Source organism: Klebsiella sp. w6 (genome assembly GCF_033100215.1).
Classification (GTDB): Bacteria; Pseudomonadota; Gammaproteobacteria; order Enterobacterales; family Enterobacteriaceae; genus Klebsiella; species Klebsiella variicola.
Genome location: NZ_CP136907.1, coordinates 1937984 through 1955184 on the forward strand (window position 1 = coordinate 1937984; position 17201 = coordinate 1955184).

The 17201-nt window shown below is 56.5% G+C and carries 14 protein-coding genes; 5 read left to right on the forward strand and 9 right to left on the reverse strand.

Translation table 11 applies throughout. The features are described from left to right. Nucleotides 1–52 precede the first annotated feature (52 nt). Genes R0140_RS09350 through manX form a run of 3 tightly spaced genes read right to left on the reverse strand, consistent with a single transcriptional unit; the run spans nt 53 to nt 2745 of the window. The gene (locus tag R0140_RS09350; RefSeq protein WP_004145526.1) at nt 53–904 is read right to left on the reverse strand and encodes a PTS mannose transporter subunit IID; all 852 of its coding nucleotides are present in this window, start codon (nt 902–904) and stop codon (nt 53–55) included. A 12-nt stretch (nt 905–916) separates the two neighbouring features. Beyond that, nucleotides 917–1717 (reverse strand): PTS mannose/fructose/sorbose transporter subunit IIC, encoded by an 801-nt coding sequence (locus tag R0140_RS09355; RefSeq protein WP_004203359.1) that lies wholly within the window; start codon nt 1715–1717, stop codon nt 917–919. 56 nt (nt 1718–1773) lie between these two features. Beyond that, the gene (gene manX, locus R0140_RS09360) at nt 1774–2745 is read right to left on the reverse strand and encodes a PTS mannose transporter subunit IIAB (RefSeq protein ID WP_008804289.1); all 972 of its coding nucleotides are present in this window, start codon (nt 2743–2745) and stop codon (nt 1774–1776) included. Between the two features lie 446 nt (nt 2746–3191). On the opposite strand from manX, the gene yoaE reads away from it, so the two are divergent. Then, the gene (yoaE, locus tag R0140_RS09365; RefSeq protein ID WP_129675484.1) at nt 3192–4751 is read left to right on the forward strand and encodes a CNNM family cation transport protein YoaE; all 1560 of its coding nucleotides are present in this window, start codon (nt 3192–3194) and stop codon (nt 4749–4751) included. A gap of 33 nt (nt 4752–4784) precedes the next feature. On the opposite strand, the gene R0140_RS09370 is transcribed toward yoaE, so the two are convergent. The 4 genes from R0140_RS09370 to pabB all read right to left on the reverse strand — a co-directional run bounded on the left by R0140_RS09370 (nt 4785) and on the right by pabB (nt 10003). Next, entirely contained in the window at nt 4785–6356 is a 1572-nt protein-coding gene (locus R0140_RS09370) for an EAL domain-containing protein (RefSeq protein ID WP_012967761.1), read from the reverse strand. Nucleotides 6357–6538: 182 nt separating this feature from the next. Further along, nucleotides 6539–7903: an L-serine ammonia-lyase gene (gene sdaA / locus R0140_RS09375; protein WP_004151445.1), complete on the reverse strand. Its 1365-nt coding sequence runs from the start codon at nt 7901–7903 to the stop codon at nt 6539–6541. A 162-nt stretch (nt 7904–8065) separates the two neighbouring features. Next, on the reverse strand, nt 8066–8644 hold the full coding sequence (locus tag R0140_RS09380) for a CoA pyrophosphatase (protein WP_008804292.1): 579 nt from the start codon (nt 8642–8644) through the stop codon (nt 8066–8068). Between the two features lie 3 nt (nt 8645–8647). Continuing rightward, complete coding sequence (gene pabB, locus R0140_RS09385; protein WP_032741222.1) at nt 8648–10003, reverse strand: aminodeoxychorismate synthase component 1; 1356 nt, start codon at nt 10001–10003, stop codon at nt 8648–8650. A gap of 88 nt (nt 10004–10091) precedes the next feature. Here pabB and R0140_RS09390 point away from each other — a divergent pair, with 88 nt between their 5' ends. After that, nucleotides 10092–10301: a YoaH family protein gene (locus tag R0140_RS09390; RefSeq protein WP_012967763.1), complete on the forward strand. Its 210-nt coding sequence runs from the start codon at nt 10092–10094 to the stop codon at nt 10299–10301. Nucleotides 10302–10331: 30 nt separating this feature from the next. On the opposite strand, the gene R0140_RS09395 is transcribed toward R0140_RS09390, so the two are convergent. Next, entirely contained in the window at nt 10332–12338 is a 2007-nt protein-coding gene (locus R0140_RS09395) for a heparinase II/III domain-containing protein (RefSeq protein ID WP_032741220.1), read from the reverse strand. Continuing rightward, nucleotides 12338–13576, reverse strand: coding sequence for an alginate lyase family protein (locus R0140_RS09400; RefSeq protein WP_048268566.1), 1239 nt, complete (start codon nt 13574–13576; stop codon nt 12338–12340). Before R0140_RS09400 ends, R0140_RS09395 begins: the two co-directional genes overlap by 1 nt. 525 nt (nt 13577–14101) lie before the next feature. Between R0140_RS09400 and R0140_RS09405 the strand changes: the two genes are divergently transcribed. From R0140_RS09405 to R0140_RS09415, 3 genes are read left to right on the forward strand one after another with little or no spacing between them, the layout of a single operon-like run. Further along, nucleotides 14102–15391, forward strand: coding sequence for an ABC transporter substrate-binding protein (locus R0140_RS09405; protein ID WP_048268565.1), 1290 nt, complete (start codon nt 14102–14104; stop codon nt 15389–15391). 41 nt (nt 15392–15432) lie between these two features. Continuing rightward, nucleotides 15433–16344, forward strand: coding sequence for a carbohydrate ABC transporter permease (locus R0140_RS09410; protein ID WP_048268690.1), 912 nt, complete (start codon nt 15433–15435; stop codon nt 16342–16344). 9 nt (nt 16345–16353) lie between these two features. Next, nucleotides 16354–17193: a carbohydrate ABC transporter permease gene (locus R0140_RS09415; protein ID WP_032741217.1), complete on the forward strand. Its 840-nt coding sequence runs from the start codon at nt 16354–16356 to the stop codon at nt 17191–17193. The last annotated feature ends 8 nt before the right edge of the window (nt 17194–17201 follow it).

Here is a 17201-nt window from a genome sequence, read left to right on the forward strand (position 1 = left end):
TCCTCCTGATAAAAAAAAGCCGGGGGCAAGCCCCCGGCGTACAACCTGGAAATTACAGACCCAGCAGGCCGACAGCGTAGCCCGCGATACCGATGACGAAGAAGCCAACGATGATCCACAGTGGGTTAACTTTCTTGCGCAGCAGCCACATACAGGCGAAGGTCAACAGCAGCGGTACCAGGCCCGGCATCAACTGGTCGAGGATGGTTTGCACCGTGGTGACGTGAACCTGTCCGTCAGAACCGGTGATTTTTGACACCACCATCGGAATATTCACGTGCGTCCACTTGTTAACCAGCGCCCCCATGACAAACAGGCCGAGGATTGACGCCCCCTCAGTCAGTTTCTGCAGGAAACCGCCGCCCATATCTTTAACGATGTCCACGCCTTTGCGGTAACCATAGGCGACGCCATAGTAACGGGTCAGCAGACGCACTGCGTTGAACAGGATAAAGAACAGCAGAGGACCGAGCAGGCTACCGCTCATCGCGATCCCAGCGCCTAAGGCCGCGAACACAGGACGCACGGTACCCCAGAAGATCGGGTCGCCCACGCCGGCCAGCGGCCCCATCAGACCGACTTTGATGCCGTTGATGGCGCCATCGTCAATCTCTGCGCCATTGGCGCGCTGCTCTTCCATCGCCAGGGTTACGCCCAGTACCGGAGCGGCAACGTAAGGATGGGTGTTGAAGAACTCAAGGTGACGTTTAATCGCCTGCTTACGCGCATCATTGTTCTCCGGGTACAGGCGACGGATTGCCGGAACCATAGAGAAGCAGAAGCCCAGCGCCTGCATACGTTCGAAGTTCCATGACCCCTGGAACAGGTTAGAACGAATGAACACGCCACGAATATCACTCTGAGTGAGTTTTTTCTCGGTGGTATTTTTAGTCATATCAACCATTTCGCTCACCTGTTAGTCCAGTTCGTTATCGAGATCGTTGTTACCAGCCGCCTGAGCCGGCGCACCGGCGACGCGGTTATATTTCGGGCTCAGCTGGATGTAGAGGATAGCCATGACCGCACCAATCACACCCAGGGCTACCAGGTTGAAGTTGGTGAAGGCGGCGGTGACGAAGCCGAGGTAGAAGAACGGCATCAGGTAGCCTGCGCGCATCATGTTGATGACCATCGCATAACCGACAACCACGATCATACCGCCGGCGATGTTCAGACCGCTGGTGACCACTTCAGGGATCGCGTTCAGCAGGCCCTGGACTTCGCTGGTACCGACGGAAATGGCGACGATGACGGCCGGGATAGCGATACGCATCGCCTGCAGGAACAAGGACGAGACGTGCAACCACGACAGTGCGGTCAGGTTGCCATTCTCCGCCGCTTTATCTGCCGCGTGCTGGAAGGCTACGGTGATGGTACGAACGATAATGGTCAGCACCTGGCCTGCCGCCGCCAGCGGGATAGCCAGCGCGATACCGGCACCGATGCTCTGATGGCCGGCAATAACCAGAACGGTGGAAATAATGGACGCCAGCGCGGCATCAGGGGCAACCGCCGCACCGATGTTCATCCAACCCAGAGCGATCATTTCCAGCGTACCGCCGATGATAATACCGGTTTTCATATCGCCGAGAACGGCACCGATCAGCGTACAAGCGACCAGAGGACGGTGGAACTGAAATTCATCAAGCACCGACTCCATACCCGCAATACACGCGACGATGAACACCAGCACAATCTGAAGAAGGGTAATCTCCATTGTACTTCTCCTGTTGATTAAGTCTTAAAGTGAAAACTGGGGCGCGATCGGCCGGGTTATTTATCAACCTTGGCGATCAGATCCATCATTTTCAGTTTCGGGTCGGTGGACACTTTACGTGCCTCCAGCTCGATACCGCGTGCGTTCAGCTTGTTAAACGCCTCAATATCTTTGGCATCGACCGAAATCGCGTTGTTAACCTGGGTTTTGCCCTGGCGGAACGCCATACCACCGATGTTGACGCTGGTGATTTTCACGCCGCCCTCGACGATACGCTCAACGTCGGTCGGGTTAGTAAACAGCAGCATGACGCGCTGCCCGGCGTACATCGGGTTGTTGTAAACGCGGATCATTTTGGCGACGTCCACCACGTGGGCGGTGACGCCCGGTGGTGCAACCTGGGTCAGCAGGGTTTTGCGCACCGTATCCGCGGCCACTTCGTCGCTGACGACGATGATGCGGGTGACGTTGGTCTCTTTGGTCCAGCGGGTGGCGACCTGACCATGGATCAGGCGGTCGTCAATGCGCGCGAGGCCAATCACCATGTAGTCGTTCGGGCCCATCGGTTTGGCCGGCGCGGCGGCTTTTGGCGCCGCGGCAGGGGCTGGCGCGGGAGCCGCTTTTTCCACCGGTTTGGCCTTCAGCGCTTTCACGCCTTCGCTACCGGTCTCCACCGCTAAGGCGACCAGTTCATCAAACGAAGGGTCATCATCGCGGGCCATGAAGGTTTCCACCAGCATCGGGATGTTGACGCCAGCGATAACTTCGTAATGCTCTTTATCGACGACAATGCGGCTCGCAGCGTTGAACGGGCTGCCTCCCCATGTATCGACGAGAAATAGCACGCCTTTACTGGTATCCAGTTTTGCCAACTGGGCATTGTATTTCTCGATCAGCGTTTCGGCGTTTTCACCCGGAACGAAATCGATCCAGCCAACGTTTTCCTGCTCGCCCAACAGCATCTCTGCTGTTTTCAGCAGCTGTTCTGCAGCCCAACCATGTGTGCCTATTACAATAGCAATCGTCACTTGCTACCTCCTTTATTATCGTGAATGCATCATCTGCTTTGATACATCCTGAATCACTCTTGAGGACAAAATCGATTCAGTTAGGGTGTAAGATAGAAAATAGTTACTACCGCGAATTATTTTAGACAGTGAAAAAATAATTAATGTGATGAAGATCCGTTAATCAGGCATCGCCTGGTAATAATTTTGCAGCGCAAAAAATAGCCTTAGTTATTGCAAATTCAGGTAAATTTTTTCCAATTTCGATCTATATTTTGCTATGTTTAACTTCCGTTTAATTACTCAGGAGTATAGGGCATAGCCCGCAGTATGGACCGTCATCGACGTCTTTTCACTTTCTGGCACCTGGTTGCCACCTCCACGCATCACGCTTTTCTCTCAGCACCTATTGTCGCGCCCATGCATGACATGGCGATGACTCAGCTTGCCGCTAACCGGAGTCGTACATGGAATTGTTAATGGATCCCTCAATCTGGGCTGGCCTGTTGACGCTTATCGTTCTGGAGATTGTGCTCGGTATCGACAACCTGGTGTTTATTGCCATCCTGGCGGACAAACTGCCGCCGAAGCAGCGCGATAAAGCGCGACTGATCGGCCTGTCGCTGGCGCTGGTGATGCGCCTGGGGCTGCTGTCGGTGATCTCCTGGATGGTGACCCTGACGAAGCCGCTGATTACTATCGCTGATTTCTCCTTTTCCGGGCGCGACCTTATCATGCTGCTCGGCGGGATCTTCTTGCTGTTTAAGGCGACGACTGAACTGCATGAGCGGCTGGAAAACCGCCAGCACGATAGCGGTCACGGTAAAGGGTATGCCAGTTTCTGGGTGGTGGTACTGCAGATCGTGGTGCTGGACGCCGTCTTCTCTCTGGATGCGGTGATCACGGCGGTCGGGATGGTTAACCATCTGCCGGTGATGATGGCGGCGGTGGTGATCGCCATGATCATGATGCTGCTGGCGTCGAAGCCATTGACGCGCTTTGTCAACCAGCACCCGACGGTGGTGGTGCTCTGTCTGAGCTTCCTGTTGATGATCGGCCTGAGCCTGGTGGCGGAAGGGTTTGGCTTCCATATTCCGAAAGGGTATCTGTACGCGGCGATCGGTTTCTCGATCATCATCGAGTTCTTTAACCAGGTGGCGCGACGCAACTTTGTCCGACATCAGTCGACGCTGCCGCTGCGTGCCCGTACCGCGGATGCGATCCTGCGCCTGATGGGCGGCCGGAAACAGACCTCCGTCAGCCATGACGCCGACAGCCCGGCAGCCATACCGGTGCCGGAAGGGGCGTTTGCCGAAGAAGAACGTTACATGATTAACGGCGTGCTGACGCTGGCCCAGCGCTCCCTGCGCGGTATTATGACCCCGCGCGGTGAAATCAGCTGGGTCGACGCCGAACAGAGTGATGACGAAATTCGTCGTCAGCTGCTCTCGTCGCCGCACAGTCTGTTCCCGGTCTGCCGCGGAGAGCTGGATGAAATCATCGGTATCGTGCGGGCGAAAGAGTTGCTGGTGGCCCTTGAGGCGGGAGAAAACGTTGCGGCGCTGGCCTCTGCCTCCCCGGCGATTGTCGTCCCGGAAACGCTGGACCCGATCAATCTGCTCGGCGTTCTGCGCCGCGCGCGCGGCAGCTTTGTCATCGTGACCAACGAGTTTGGCATGGTACAGGGGCTGGTGACGCCGCTGGACGTCCTGGAAGCCATCGCCGGTGAATTCCCGGATGCCGATGAGACGCCGGAGATCGTCATTGACGGCGATGGCTGGCTGATCAAAGGCTCGACCGACCTGCATGCGCTGCAGCAGGCGCTTGGACTGGATGTGCTGGTCAATGAAGATGAGGATATTGCCACGGTGGCCGGGTTGGTGATCGCCGTCAATGGCCATATCCCGCGCATTGGCGACACCGTGTCGCTACCGCCGCTGCAGTTTACCGTGGTGGAAGCGAATGATTACCGGGTCGACCTGGTCCGCGCGGTGGTCACCCGTCCGCTGAGCGACGAAGAAGAGTAATTGCCCTGCTCGTCGGCCCCTGTGGCCGGCGAGCTATTCTCCCCCCTCGCTTTTCTGCCCCTCTCTGTCTGCCAGCCACGCCGGAAACGCCTCTATCGGCATCGGCCGGGCATAATAAAATCCCTGCAGCACATCGACGCCGTGGCCCCGGAGATAGCTTTCCTGCTCCAGCGTCTCCACCCCTTCGGCCACGGTAACGATATTCAGACGGTCGGCGAGGGCTATAATAATATCCGTCACCGTGGCATTGACGCTGTCTATCCCGACGGAACTGGTAAACGAGCGGTCGATCTTCAGCACGTCCGGCCGCAGTTTTTCCAGCCACGAGAGCGAGCTGTTACCGGTGCCAAAATCATCTATCGCCAGCTGGACCCCTTTTAAATGCAAATGTTCGGCCATGTGCTGGTCGCCATCCTGCAGGACATCGCGTTCGGTGAGTTCAACCACCAGTTGTTGTACCGGATTGACGCTAAACCAGTAATTGTGCAGGTCATGCAGCAGCAAACCGTGGGCAAAGTGACGGGCAGCGACATTAATCGCGATATGAAAATGCGGCTCGCTGGGGAAGGCATCCAGGCGGCGGGCGGTTTCGGCGATCACATAGCGGGTGAGGGGAATAATCAGATTGTCCCCTTCGGCGATGGGAATAAATACCTCGGGCGAAATCTCGCCGCGGCGGGGGTTGTTCCAGCGCAGCAGGATCTCAACCCCGCAGCAGCGTCCGCTGCGCGCATCCTGCAGCGGCTGGCACCAGAGGGTAAATTCCCGGGCCGTGATGCCGAGACTTATCTCTCGCGAGAAACTCATTCTGCCGGCGGTGGCCAGCCAGGCGATGCCGGTCATCAACAGGCTGAAGATGAGGGCCAGCGGCAGCTCACCGGGCAGCTCCTCCAGCGCGATAGTCGCGGCGCCCGGACCGTTAATATTGATGGTAAAGGGAAATTCTGTAGAGCGCTGGCGATAAATCACCGACGCCTGCGGGGCGTGCGCTTTGTCAATCAGGCCGAGGCCGCTGATAAAATAATGGTCGCCGACCTGCAGGCTGACGTCGCTGATCAGGGGCGATTTTTCTTTAAGAATTAAGGTTCCCAGCAGTTCGATATTGACAATTAACATCACGCCGTCGAAGCCGCTTTCCGAGGCTGGATACCACTGGATCAGCACCGGTGTGCCTTTGAGCAGTGAGTTGTCGGTAGAAAAGAGCAGTAAGGGGTGGTGAGCCGGAAGCGCGGGCTGCAGCTGGTGCAGATCCGCCTGCCGTTGCCCAAAGATACTGGAACAGTAGATCATCCCTGACGCCACCAGCGCGACGGAGCGGACCGTCTGCAACGAGGCCGCCATTTTGCGCAGTGTGAGATGAATATCCATGCAGGGTTTGTCGACCAGGGAGAGTAGCGTCGCCCGCTCTGCGCTCAGTGGACGCAGGATGTTATCCAGCGCCGTGACCCGCTGGCTGGCGGCAGTGCGAATGTACTCTTCATTTACGCTACGCTGTGAAATAAATCGGATAGCTAAGGTGGTACCCAGGGTTAGCAGGGCTACCAGCAGGCAGACAATAATGCGTTTGCGACGATAGGCCGTAATGACTTTTTGTGCAGTCTGCATGTGCGACACCCTGTCGACAGGACGAGTGGTTAAGCGTGGCTTATTTAATAGAGCAATTGTAGTGGCAGAATATCGCCAAGTATAGAAAAAAGAAAATGCGCCGTTGAAGGCGCATCAGGGAGATTTCAGTCACCAGGGTTATCCCCCTGCGCGCTTTGCGGGCGCAGGGGGGGACGAACAGTTTAGTCACACTGAACTTTAATCGCCAGGCCGCCGCGGGAGGTTTCGCGGTACTTGGCGTTCATGTCTTTACCGGTTTCGTACATGGTCTCGATCACTTTGTCGAGCGAGACGCGCGGTTCGCTGGTACGGCGCATCGCCATTCGCGCGGCGTTGATTGCCTTGACGGAGGCGATGGCGTTACGTTCAATGCATGGCACCTGCACCTGGCCGGCGACCGGGTCGCAGGTCAGGCCGAGGTTGTGTTCCATGCCGATCTCCGCCGCCACGCAAACCTGTTCCGGGCTGGCGCCGAGCAGTTCAGCCAGGCCCGCCGCCGCCATCGAGCAGGCAACGCCCACTTCACCCTGACAGCCGACTTCCGCCCCGGAAATGGAGGCATTCATCTTGTACAGCGCGCCGATCGCCCCGCAGGCCATAAAGTAGCGGATATAAATTTCCGGGCTGACGGATTCGATAAAGTGGTCGTAATAGGCGAGTACCGCTGGAACGATGCCGCAGGCGCCGTTGGTCGGCGCGGTCACTACGCGACCGCCGGCGGCGTTCTCTTCATTGACCGCCAGTGCGAACATATTGACCCAGTCAACGACATTCATTGGATCGCTGGAGAGCTTATCGCTGGCCACCAGCAGACGACGCAGCGCCGAGGCGCGACGCGGCACGCGCAGCGGACCAGGCAGCACGCCTTCGGTGTTCATCCCGCGGTCGATACAGGCGCGCATGGTCTGCCAGACGTTGGCGAAATAGTCCTCGATCTCTTTTTTGCTGTGCAGCGCCAGCTCGTTTTGCATCACCATCCCGGAGAGCGACAGGCCGGTCTCTTTACAATACGCCAACATTTCCTGCGCCGATTTAAACGGGTAGGGCACCTGCAATTCATTGGCGTTTTCTTTGCCGAAGTGCTCTTCATCGACGATAAAGCCGCCGCCAATCGAGTAATAGGTCTTGCAGTAGATCTCTTTCTCGCCGGCCCAGGCATGAATGGTCATGCCGTTTTCGTGCAGCGGCAGGTTGTCGCTGCGAAAACGCATGCCGTCATCCGCCGGGAAGTCGACCTCGTGCTGGCCGTTGGCCAGCAGCAGTCGGCCGCGCGCCTCGACGTCACGGATAAATGCCGGGATCGCGTCAATATCGACCGTATCGGGCTGATTGCCCGCCAGTCCCATGATAATGGCGATGTCCGTATGGTGGCCTTTGCCGGTTAATGACAGCGAGCCGTAGACGTCAACCGCCACACGGGTCACCGCATTAAGCAATCCTTTTTCGACCAGGTCATCGACGAACTGTTTACCGGCCTTCATCGGGCCAACAGTGTGGGAAGATGAGGGACCAATCCCCACCTTGAACATGTCGAATAGACTAATCACGATAATACTCCTGACAGGGTTACCGCGGGTGCGGTAACGATGTAATAACTGCGCATAGTGTAAGAGGGAAGCGCGCTGCCAGTTGAACTATTCACATGAATTAAACTAATGGATAACCGCGATTTTACTAATAGTGAGAGCGCTCTCTCATAAACAGTATAGCTAAGGTCGAGCGCCAATTTGCAGCGCCAGTTCGCGAATGATCCCGGCGGTCATTCCCCAGACAAAATAATGCTGGTACCAGGAGAGCCAGACGCGGTGGTCGTTACCCCGACGGTGGATGTCGAGCGGATGGTAGCGCCCCAGGCGCAGGGCTTCGGCGAGCGGCATTTCAAATACCGCTGAGACTTCGTCCTGACTGGCGTGATAGTGCAGATTGGGGGGAATAATACCCACCACCGGCGTCACCTGAAAACCGGTGACGCTGTCCACTGGCGGCAGAACGCCGATCACCTCGACGGCTTCCGGGGGGATCGCGACTTCTTCCTGGGCTTCGCGCAGGGCGGCGGCGATAAGCGTCGCATCGGTATTATCTACCGCGCCGCCGGGAAAGGCGACCTGACCGGCGTGCTTGCGCAGCAGCGGCGAACGCTGGGTCAGCAGCAGGCCGGGCTGCGGCCGGCGCACGATCGGCACCAGCACCGCCGCCTGCCGCTGATTGAGCGCATGGCGCGAAGGCTGGGGGCGCAGCAGCTGGAAGCGGGACAGAAAATCATCCAGATTGAGGGCGTGGTCCGCCATGGTCTAGTTCTCCAGTTGGTGCAGGATACGATTAACTTTATCAAAAGTTTCCTGATATTCCGCATCTTCCTCGCTGTCCGCGACGATACCGCCTCCAGCGGAGCAATACAGTTGCCCCTGCCAGGCCGTCAGGGTGCGAATGGTGATGCTGGTATCCATATTGCCGCAATAGCTCAGGTAGCCAATGCTCCCGCACCAGGCGTTACGTCGCTGAGGTTCCAGTTCATCGATAATCTCCATCGCCCGGACCTTCGGGGCGCCAGTGATAGACCCCCCGGGGAAGGCGGCGCGCAGCAGATCGCTGGCGTGCAGCATCGCCGGTAAGCGGGCGGTGATGGTGCTGACCAGATGATGGACCGCCGGGAACGGCTCCACCACGAACAGCTCGGGTACCCGCACGCTGCCCGGCACGGCGACGCGGCCGATGTCGTTGCGCATCAGGTCGACAATCATTAAATTCTCGGCGCGGTCTTTCGGGGAGTTCGCCAGCTTCTCAGCCTGCCGCGCATCTTCCTGCGGCGAATCGAGCCGTGGCAGGGTGCCTTTTATCGGGCGCGTCTGGATCTCTCCCTGGCGCAACTGAATAAAGCGCTCCGGCGACAGGCTTAAAATCGCCCCTTCCTCGAGGCGAATAAAGGCGCTAAAGGGGGCGCGGTTGGCGGTATTCAGCTGGCGGAAGGCCTGCCATTCATCACCGACGTAGCGGGCCTGAAAACGCTGGGCGAGGTTGACCTGATAGCAGTCGCCGCTGTGCAGATAGGCCTGCACCTGGCGAAATTTCTCGCCGTACTGCTGGCGGCTCATATTTGACTGCCAGGCAGAGGTCAGGGCGAACGGTTTCATCGCCGGACGGGATTGCGCCTGCAGCCACTGCAGGCGCTGCTGCGGATCGTCATAGCTGAGCAGCGAAATTTGCTGGCGCTGGTGGTCGACGACCAGCGCCCAGTCATAGATCCCCACCGCCATATCCGCCAGCGCGATATCGGCCTGGGCATGAGCTGGAAGTCGCTCAAAGCGGCGGCCCAGATCGTACCCGAATAGTCCCAGCGCGCCGCCAAGAAACGGCAGATCGTCATGGGGCTGCGGCGTGAACGGCTGACGATCCAACTGCTGTTGAAGCAGTTGCAGCGGATCTTCCGCGGAGACAAAAGCGGTTTCGCCGTCATCGACCCACGTCTGTTCACCGCGCGTCAGCAGCGTGGCGCGCGGGGCAGCCACCAGAATATCAAAGCGGTTATGCGGATGGTCGGCAAAGCCGGAATGCAGCAGCATCGCCCAGGGCAGGGCGCTTAACGGCGCAAAATAGTGTTCGGCCGCATCCGGGCGCCAGGGCAGGGTAATAATCGCGGGGGACAACATCTTTCTCGATCCTGAACGTTGCCGTCCCTCTGGCGTAGGCGGGGACGGCGTGAAATAATTACGCCCCACAATGTAGCAGGAGTAAAAGATGTTTGCAGGTTTACCTTCGCTGAGCCACGAGCAACAGCAAAAAGCGGTCGAACGTATCCATGAGCTAATGGCCCAGGGGATGAGCAGCGGTCAGGCGATTGCCCTGGTGGCGGAAGAACTGCGCGCAACGCATACCGGCGAGCAGATCGTCGCGCGCTTTGAAGATGAGGATGAAGATCAAGACGAAGATGAGGACGAAGACCAGTAAATCCGTTTCGTCTTGCTCGGGTGAGAAACCTTACCTCCTCTGCAGGATCACATCAGGGGCCCGTCCGGGTTCGTCATATAGCATCACCTGCGTCATGTGATGACTGCGCCAGAAGGTCACTCGGGTTCCCTTTGGCGTGGGATCCACATGAGCTTCGGTAAGCGGGTTACCGTTGGCCAGATCCCACAGACCGACAAAACGCGCCTGTGGAAGATGATTGCGGATAACCAGATAGCTAAGGTCGGTTATTGCCGGGTTATCAGGGGCCTGCCCTTGCCAAAGCTCGCCGTCGCCCGCCAGCCAAAGCGCGATAGTGCTGCCGTCCCGCACAAAGTGGCGCGGCTGACAGCCATTCAGCGACGTCATCGTTGCCTTCTTCATATGCCGCAGCGGTCCGCTGAGCGAAAAAGGCTGCGGTGTACCGTTCTGATCCAGTGCCTCGGCAGCCAGATGCAGCGTCCAGTCGAGCTGCTGGCGATGCGGGTTTTCCACCGTTGAGAGATCGATCAAAACCTCTTCAAGCCACAACAGGCGGCGGCGAAAGCGTACGTCACGCCAGGACTCCTGGTCCCATTCGACTCGACTATGACTGTCGAGCGCAGGCGGCGGTTTACCCCAGTCGGTCTCACAATCCAGCCAGAAAACGTCGTCAGCCATATGCCAGCCCAGCACCGTCGGGATGGCAGGGGGCTGATTGCTCTGGTTAACTGACAGCGTATTATGCGTGGCGCTGTTTTTATAATAGTCATAATGCATCTCCGCCCCGTAGCCGGTGGTGCCAGGATCCGGCAACAACCAGCCGTCGCGCTGCCATAGCATCAGGCTTTGTCTGTCGTAGTGGTCGTGTTCCCCTCCCCAGGGACTGTGTTTAATCAGCACCGCCAGCTGTTGCTTCGGACGTCGCCACAGGGTCAACCCCGCGCCAGGTGCAAAAAAGGATTGCTGGGGGATCGGCGTCAGCGGTGACTCAGGCAGCGGATGATGGCGCCACAGCAACGTCTCACCCTCGTCAGGCTCCGTTTCGGTGAATTGCAGCACGGCGGCATACAGCGGATCGCGCCAGATAAACCAGGCGAATTCGTACAGATCCCGGTGCTGCAGCTTTTCCTGCCCGGCAAGACAGTCATTCAGCCGCGGGAATGTGCCATCCGGCAGCAGCAGCGACAGCGGGAATTTCAGCATCGGCTGATACCAGGGGCCATCCAGCAGGCTCCAGCGGGTGCCGCGCGCCAGCTTCTCAAAGGCGAAAAAGCCCTGCAGCGCGTAGTAGTGGTAGTGAATCGACCCCTCAAACCATAGCCCCTCTGCCAGCAGGCCATTTTCCAGTTGCCAGCGCAAGCCGTACGGCTGAAAAACTGCAAACTCCAGTAGATCCTCATCTTCGAGGATGAAGCCAAGTACAGCCAGCGCCGCATTGATTTTGACTTCATGGTTATGGATCTGCGGCGTGCGATGCTGCCGCAAAAACGTGGCCGCACAGCGCAACAAGTTTTCCCTGATGTGCTGCTGTTCGCCAGGCGTCAGGCTGTCGCTAATAAAATCGTAACCCAGCGCCATGTCCAGAATGCAGTTGGCTTCGCACAGGGTCTGGGCATTCATTTTACCCGGCCCGTTGTTGGGAATATCACCGTGGACTTCATAGCCCGGATAAACATCCGCGTAGCCCATCAGTAAGGCGCGTACTTTATCGCGCCAGGCTCTCTCACCGGTCAGTTGCCATAGCAGGCCGAGCTGCTGGCATGCGCTGGCATTACGCCCGTTCATTTCGCGCCACCACGCGCTGTCCCACGGTTCGCCGCGCAAAATTTCATTATCGACCGGGCAGGCATGCTGGAGGGGCATGTCCGCTCGCCACGTTAATCGTACGCCGTGGTGCGGGCAAAAGTAGTAGAGATTCCAGCTGGCAATCCCGGTCTGCGGAATGCGTAATGCGGCATGTAGTACCGGCTGCGCATCCTTCACGAGCCGTTCGAGCAGCCCGCTATGGGCTGCGGCACGTTCGACAATATTGGGCCAGAGCCCAGTAAATTGTTTCATTAGCGGTTTTCCCTGACCTCTGAGGATGGTAAAAGCGGGGCGATAAGAGTGGTGATATCGTCGGGATATTTCGCCCGTAGCCACTGCGCTTTGTTACGGAACAGTGGATCTTCCGGCCAGGCGTGGGCGGCAGTGGCGATATTGCGCAGCGCTTTTTGGTCATCCATGTTATCGATGTCTTTCCATGGCCATGGGGTATCGCTGTTAATAAATCCGGCGATGTACTGATAGCCTTTGCGCAGACTATGGTCATCAAGGGTGAAGTTCCAGATATCGACGCCCGCTTTCTCGCCCAGTCGCCCGAGGCGGTTGTAGGCTTCAAGGTTGAAATTACTGTAGTGCCAGGGCCGCGTACGCTCCAGCTCGGCCATCTGACGGCCTTCGATATCAAATTGACCGGCAATGCGCCGTAGCTGGGTGAGATACAGGCGCTGTTTCGCCTCGTCGGTTTTGCCGCTAAACAGGGCGAAGGTGACGGCCTGCATGTCAAAATAGCTGCCGTGGTTGTTGTGCCAGTTATCTTCTTCGAAACCATTCTGGCTGGTGGTCATCCAGTGATAGTACTCGCCAAACCACTGCTTCAACGCACTCACGTCCTTCTCGCTAAGCACCGCAGAGGATTGCAGCAGGGCGATAGCGTCCACCACCTCAACCAGCGCCCGGCTATCAATAATGCCGATACCGCGCCCGTTGTTAATGCCGGGAATGGCCTGGGCGTATTGCAGATTGGGGTTCATACGCGTCTGTGGGTCGAGAAACCAGGCCTTCAACTGGGCTGCCGCTTTTTGTGCGTAGCGAGCGTCGTGGGAGAAGTACCATGCCAGCGCCAGGGTTGATACATCCTGACTCATCTTCACCAGGCGGTTTTTATCGGTGGCATCGCTATTGGCGTCCGGGTTGGTTTGCCCATCTTTGCGGATATACGGCAGCCCGTCTTTGGTATCGGGATTCGGCCACCAGTAAGGGGGGAAACTATAGTAGTCGTGTTTGTTGCCGCTGGCAGCGACCAGCGTTTTGTCCATCACTGAGCGCAGCGGATGCGTGAGCGCCAGATCGGCTTTTTTTAGCAAGGCCGCCTGGGCCAGAACAAACAACGGATCTTTGGCGGCAATTTGCTGGCGGCTAAAGGCTAAATCCTTTTCGTCCAGCGTGTACGGCTCGGCGGCATGCAGAGAAGCGCTAAGGCTGGAACAAAATAGCGCAACGCATAACCAACCTCGGCGAGGTATTGCGTTCATGGTGATAACCCTTCTGCAAGTGTGAGAAAAGATAACAACGGATTTAAGCCTGTCGCGTATTTAAATAACGCGTAAAACAGGCGATTTAATTAAAAAGAATATATTTGAATATACAGTGGCGAGCAGTGTAAAAGACAAAGTTATTTTTTGTGTGACGCTCATCAAATTTATCGCTATCGATGGATAATGACCTTTTTAATGTTATGTTCATCACGGAATTCAGCGTTTTTCTATATTTTTTGATTGTTTCAACAAAAAATGTAAATTTATAATTAATTGATTTTAATGTTTATTTTTGTGGTGTAACTTTCATTGTCACTTTTCCATGTGATCTGATTCAACTTTTTTGTTTTTGAAACGCAATTTCTTTTTACTGTGGTTGTATTGATGGGTGTATTTCTATCTAATGAATGGAAATATTTCTTGCGTCAGCTGTTTTAACGCCTGAGCGATATTCAAATTAATTCCTGCGTATTAATTGAGAATTTAATTACCTTTGTGTCCAACAATAAAGGATATGCAATCATGTCTGCGAATAAATTCCGCTCATTATTACTACTCACCGCGCTTGGACTCGGCGTGAGCCAAAGCTATGCCGCCACGACCCTCAACGTCTGGATCCGCGCCAGCAACGACTCGAAAAATATATACAAGCAAGAGGCGGAGAAATTTGAAGCAAAAACCGGTATCAAAATTGAGTACTTCAACGCCACTACTGACTTTGAACAGCGCCTGGCGCGCGCCACGGCGGGTAACGCTTTGCCCGATCTGATTTTTAACGACGCGGCTTCGCTGGGGCAGTTTATCCAGTTGGGTATTGCTGAGGAAATAGATCCGCAGTCGATCTCCGGCGGCGACCAGCTCTTCCCAACCGCATGGAAGAGTACCCGCTATATCGACGGTAAGTACTACGGTGTGCCGACCTCCGCCCAAACCTTCGCCCTGTTTATACGCAAAGACTGGCGGGAAAAGCTGGGGCTGCCACAGCCTAAAAGCTGGGAAGATATTCAGACCCTGGCGAAAGCCTTTACCACCCAGGATCCTGACGGCAACGGTAAAAACGATACCTACGGCTTTATCGTCCCCGCCTCCACGACGCGCGGCTACGCCAGCTGGTTTATGAGCAGCTTTATCTGGCAGGCGGGAGGGGATTTCGTCAAAGAAGAGGGCGGCAAATTCCGCGCGTCGCTCAATACGCCAGAAGTGGTTCAGGCGATGACCTTTATACGCACCATGATGTGCGAAAAAGTCACCCAGCCGGGGGCGATCAATGCCACCACCGCCGACGTCATCCCGTCTTTCCGCTCCGGGCAAAGCGGCATGTTCTTTAGCGGCCCGTACCATATCGCGCTGTTTGATAAAGACCCGGGTAAAGACAATTTTGAAGTGGTTCCGGTAGCAGGGCCAAAAGGTGAGGCCACGCTCGCGGAGGGCACCACGGTCTTTATGATGAAGAGCAGCAAACAAAAAGACGCCGCGCGTAAATTTATCGAATTTATGATCTCGGCGGAAGGTCAGGAAATCGGCATGGGTAAAGGCAGCCAGCATATTCCGGTGGTGCGCCTGCCGGTGAATAAGAACGTCGACGTCAAAGCCGTCTATCAGGACGCCCGCTGGGAGACTTTCGCCAGGCTTTACAATCAACAGGGACGCTATGTGCCGCAAATTCCCAACTGGACGCCGGTGCGTCAGGTGGTCGCCGAGGGCTTTAACCGTATTTTTGCCGACTGCAACAGCCCGATCGCCGGCGAGCTGGAGAGTATCGACGGCAAGGTGAACGCTGAGCTGAAAAAACAAAATGTGCTGGCTAACTGAGGACAACCGTGATGACGCTGCATGAGACGAAGTCCTCGCCGATGAAGCAGGCCGCGTCGCCTGACTCGATCGGATGGCTGAGCGCAAAGCGTAAGCGGGCGCTGATCCCGTGGCTGTTTTTAGCGCCTGCGTTAATTATTTTTAGCTGGTTTAAGTTCATCCCGATGATTCAGGGTCTGGTGATGAGCTTTTACAAGGTCAACTTTAATCAGCCGAACGAGTGGGTAGGACTCGATAACTTTACCCGTGCTTTTGCCGACGTCGAGCTGCACGCGGCGGTGGTGAATACGCTGCTGTATGTGGTAGTCACGATGTTCGCTGCGGCTATCCTGGCGTTCTTCCTTGCGATGCTGCTGGAAGGCCCGGCGCGCCACCTGCGTTTTATTCGCACCGCCATCTTTTTACCCGCCGTCACCAGCGCGGCGATCGTCGCCGAAATGTGGCGTATTTTATTCAACCCGACGCCCAACGGCGTGGTTAACCACATTCTCAGCTGGTTTGGCGTGGCCGACCAAGGCTTTCTTGCCAGTTCCGACCAGGCGCTGTGGGTCATCATGCTGCTGCACATCTGGAAAGCGGTGCCTTATAACATGGTGATCTTTATTGCCGGTCTGGCGGGGATCAGCCGCGATTTATACGATGCGGCGAACGTCGACGGCGCTAACTGGTGGAACCGTCTGCGCTACGTCACGCTGCCCGGCATGATCCCGGCGCTCTCGGTGGTGCTGATGCTCTCCTTTATCCGCGGTTTCCGCGTGTTTGCCGAGGTGTACGCCACCACCGGCGGCGGGCCATCTAACGCGACGGAAATGGTCATGACCCATATCTACAAACTGGGGTTTGAGCAGTTTGACTATGGCTACGCGTCGGCGGTGTCGTTTCTGCTGTTCGCCTTCACGGTTTTCTTAACCATCTGTCATCTGACGCTGAAAAAACGTATTGCACGTTACTAAGGAGCCGCGATGTTAAGTCAACGTTGGGATACCGCAGGGCGCTGGTGCATCTACGCGCTGCTGCTGATCGTTTTTGTCGGACCGTTCTGGGGCATCGTCGCCACGGCATTCAGCGGTGCGCCGGTGAAACCGGGTGAGCTGCTGGCTTGGCCGAATCAGTTCTCGTTTGAAAATTTCATCTTCGCCTGGCGGGATATCGGTGTCTGGCAGTATCTGTTGAACTCCATCCTGGTGGTGTTCTTCGGCACCGTTTTGCAGGTGTCGGTCAGCGCGCTGGCGGCGTATGCCCTGGCCCGTAAGAAGTTTCGCGGCGTGGCGCTGGTCAGTCTGATTATTTTGTCGACCATGATGCTGCCGGAAGAGGTGATTGCGATCCCGCTGTACATGATCATCAACTGGCGGCTGCCGCTGATCGATGCCTCACTCTACAACAGCTATCTCGGGATGATACTGCCGGTCGTTGGCTGGGCGTTTTCCATCTTTGTGCTCACGGAATTTATGTCGGCGATCCCGAAAGAGCTGGAAGAGGCGGCGCGCATTGATGGCGCCAACGAATGGCAGATTTTCTTTCACGTGATCCTGCCGCTGGTGAAACCGGCGCTTGGCACGGTAGTCACCTTCGGCTTCATTATGATTTGGGACCAGTACCTGCTGCCGCTGATTGTGGTCAATCACGACAGCCTGAACACCATTCCGGTGATCCTCGGCACGCTGCGTACCGACGAGAGCATCACGCCAAACATTTTTATCGCCATTACGCTGCTGGCGATGCTGCCCAGCATCATCGTCTATCTCGGTCTGCAAAAACATTTCAATCGCGGGATTATGTCCGGCGCGGTCAAAGGATAAGGAGTTAC

What these genes read in the sequence shown, in the direction of transcription:
- R0140_RS09415 (WP_032741217.1), top strand. Translation starts at nt 16,354, where the DNA reads ATGTTAAGTCAACGTTGGGATACCGCAGGGCGCTGGTGCATCTACGCG.
- R0140_RS09350 (WP_004145526.1), bottom strand. Translation starts at nt 904, where the DNA reads ATGGTTGATATGACTAAAAATACCACCGAGAAAAAACTCACTCAGAGT.
- yoaE (WP_129675484.1), top strand. Translation starts at nt 3,192, where the DNA reads ATGGAATTGTTAATGGATCCCTCAATCTGGGCTGGCCTGTTGACGCTT.
- R0140_RS09405 (WP_048268565.1), top strand. Translation starts at nt 14,102, where the DNA reads ATGTCTGCGAATAAATTCCGCTCATTATTACTACTCACCGCGCTTGGA.
- R0140_RS09395 (WP_032741220.1), bottom strand. Translation starts at nt 12,338, where the DNA reads ATGAAACAATTTACTGGGCTCTGGCCCAATATTGTCGAACGTGCCGCA.
- R0140_RS09400 (WP_048268566.1), bottom strand. Translation starts at nt 13,576, where the DNA reads ATGAACGCAATACCTCGCCGAGGTTGGTTATGCGTTGCGCTATTTTGT.
- R0140_RS09370 (WP_012967761.1), bottom strand. Translation starts at nt 6,356, where the DNA reads ATGCAGACTGCACAAAAAGTCATTACGGCCTATCGTCGCAAACGCATT.
- R0140_RS09390 (WP_012967763.1), top strand. Translation starts at nt 10,092, where the DNA reads ATGTTTGCAGGTTTACCTTCGCTGAGCCACGAGCAACAGCAAAAAGCG.
- R0140_RS09355 (WP_004203359.1), bottom strand. Translation starts at nt 1,717, where the DNA reads ATGGAGATTACCCTTCTTCAGATTGTGCTGGTGTTCATCGTCGCGTGT.
- pabB (WP_032741222.1), bottom strand. Translation starts at nt 10,003, where the DNA reads ATGTTGTCCCCCGCGATTATTACCCTGCCCTGGCGCCCGGATGCGGCC.
- R0140_RS09380 (WP_008804292.1), bottom strand. Translation starts at nt 8,644, where the DNA reads ATGGCGGACCACGCCCTCAATCTGGATGATTTTCTGTCCCGCTTCCAG.
- R0140_RS09410 (WP_048268690.1), top strand. Translation starts at nt 15,433, where the DNA reads ATGAAGCAGGCCGCGTCGCCTGACTCGATCGGATGGCTGAGCGCAAAG.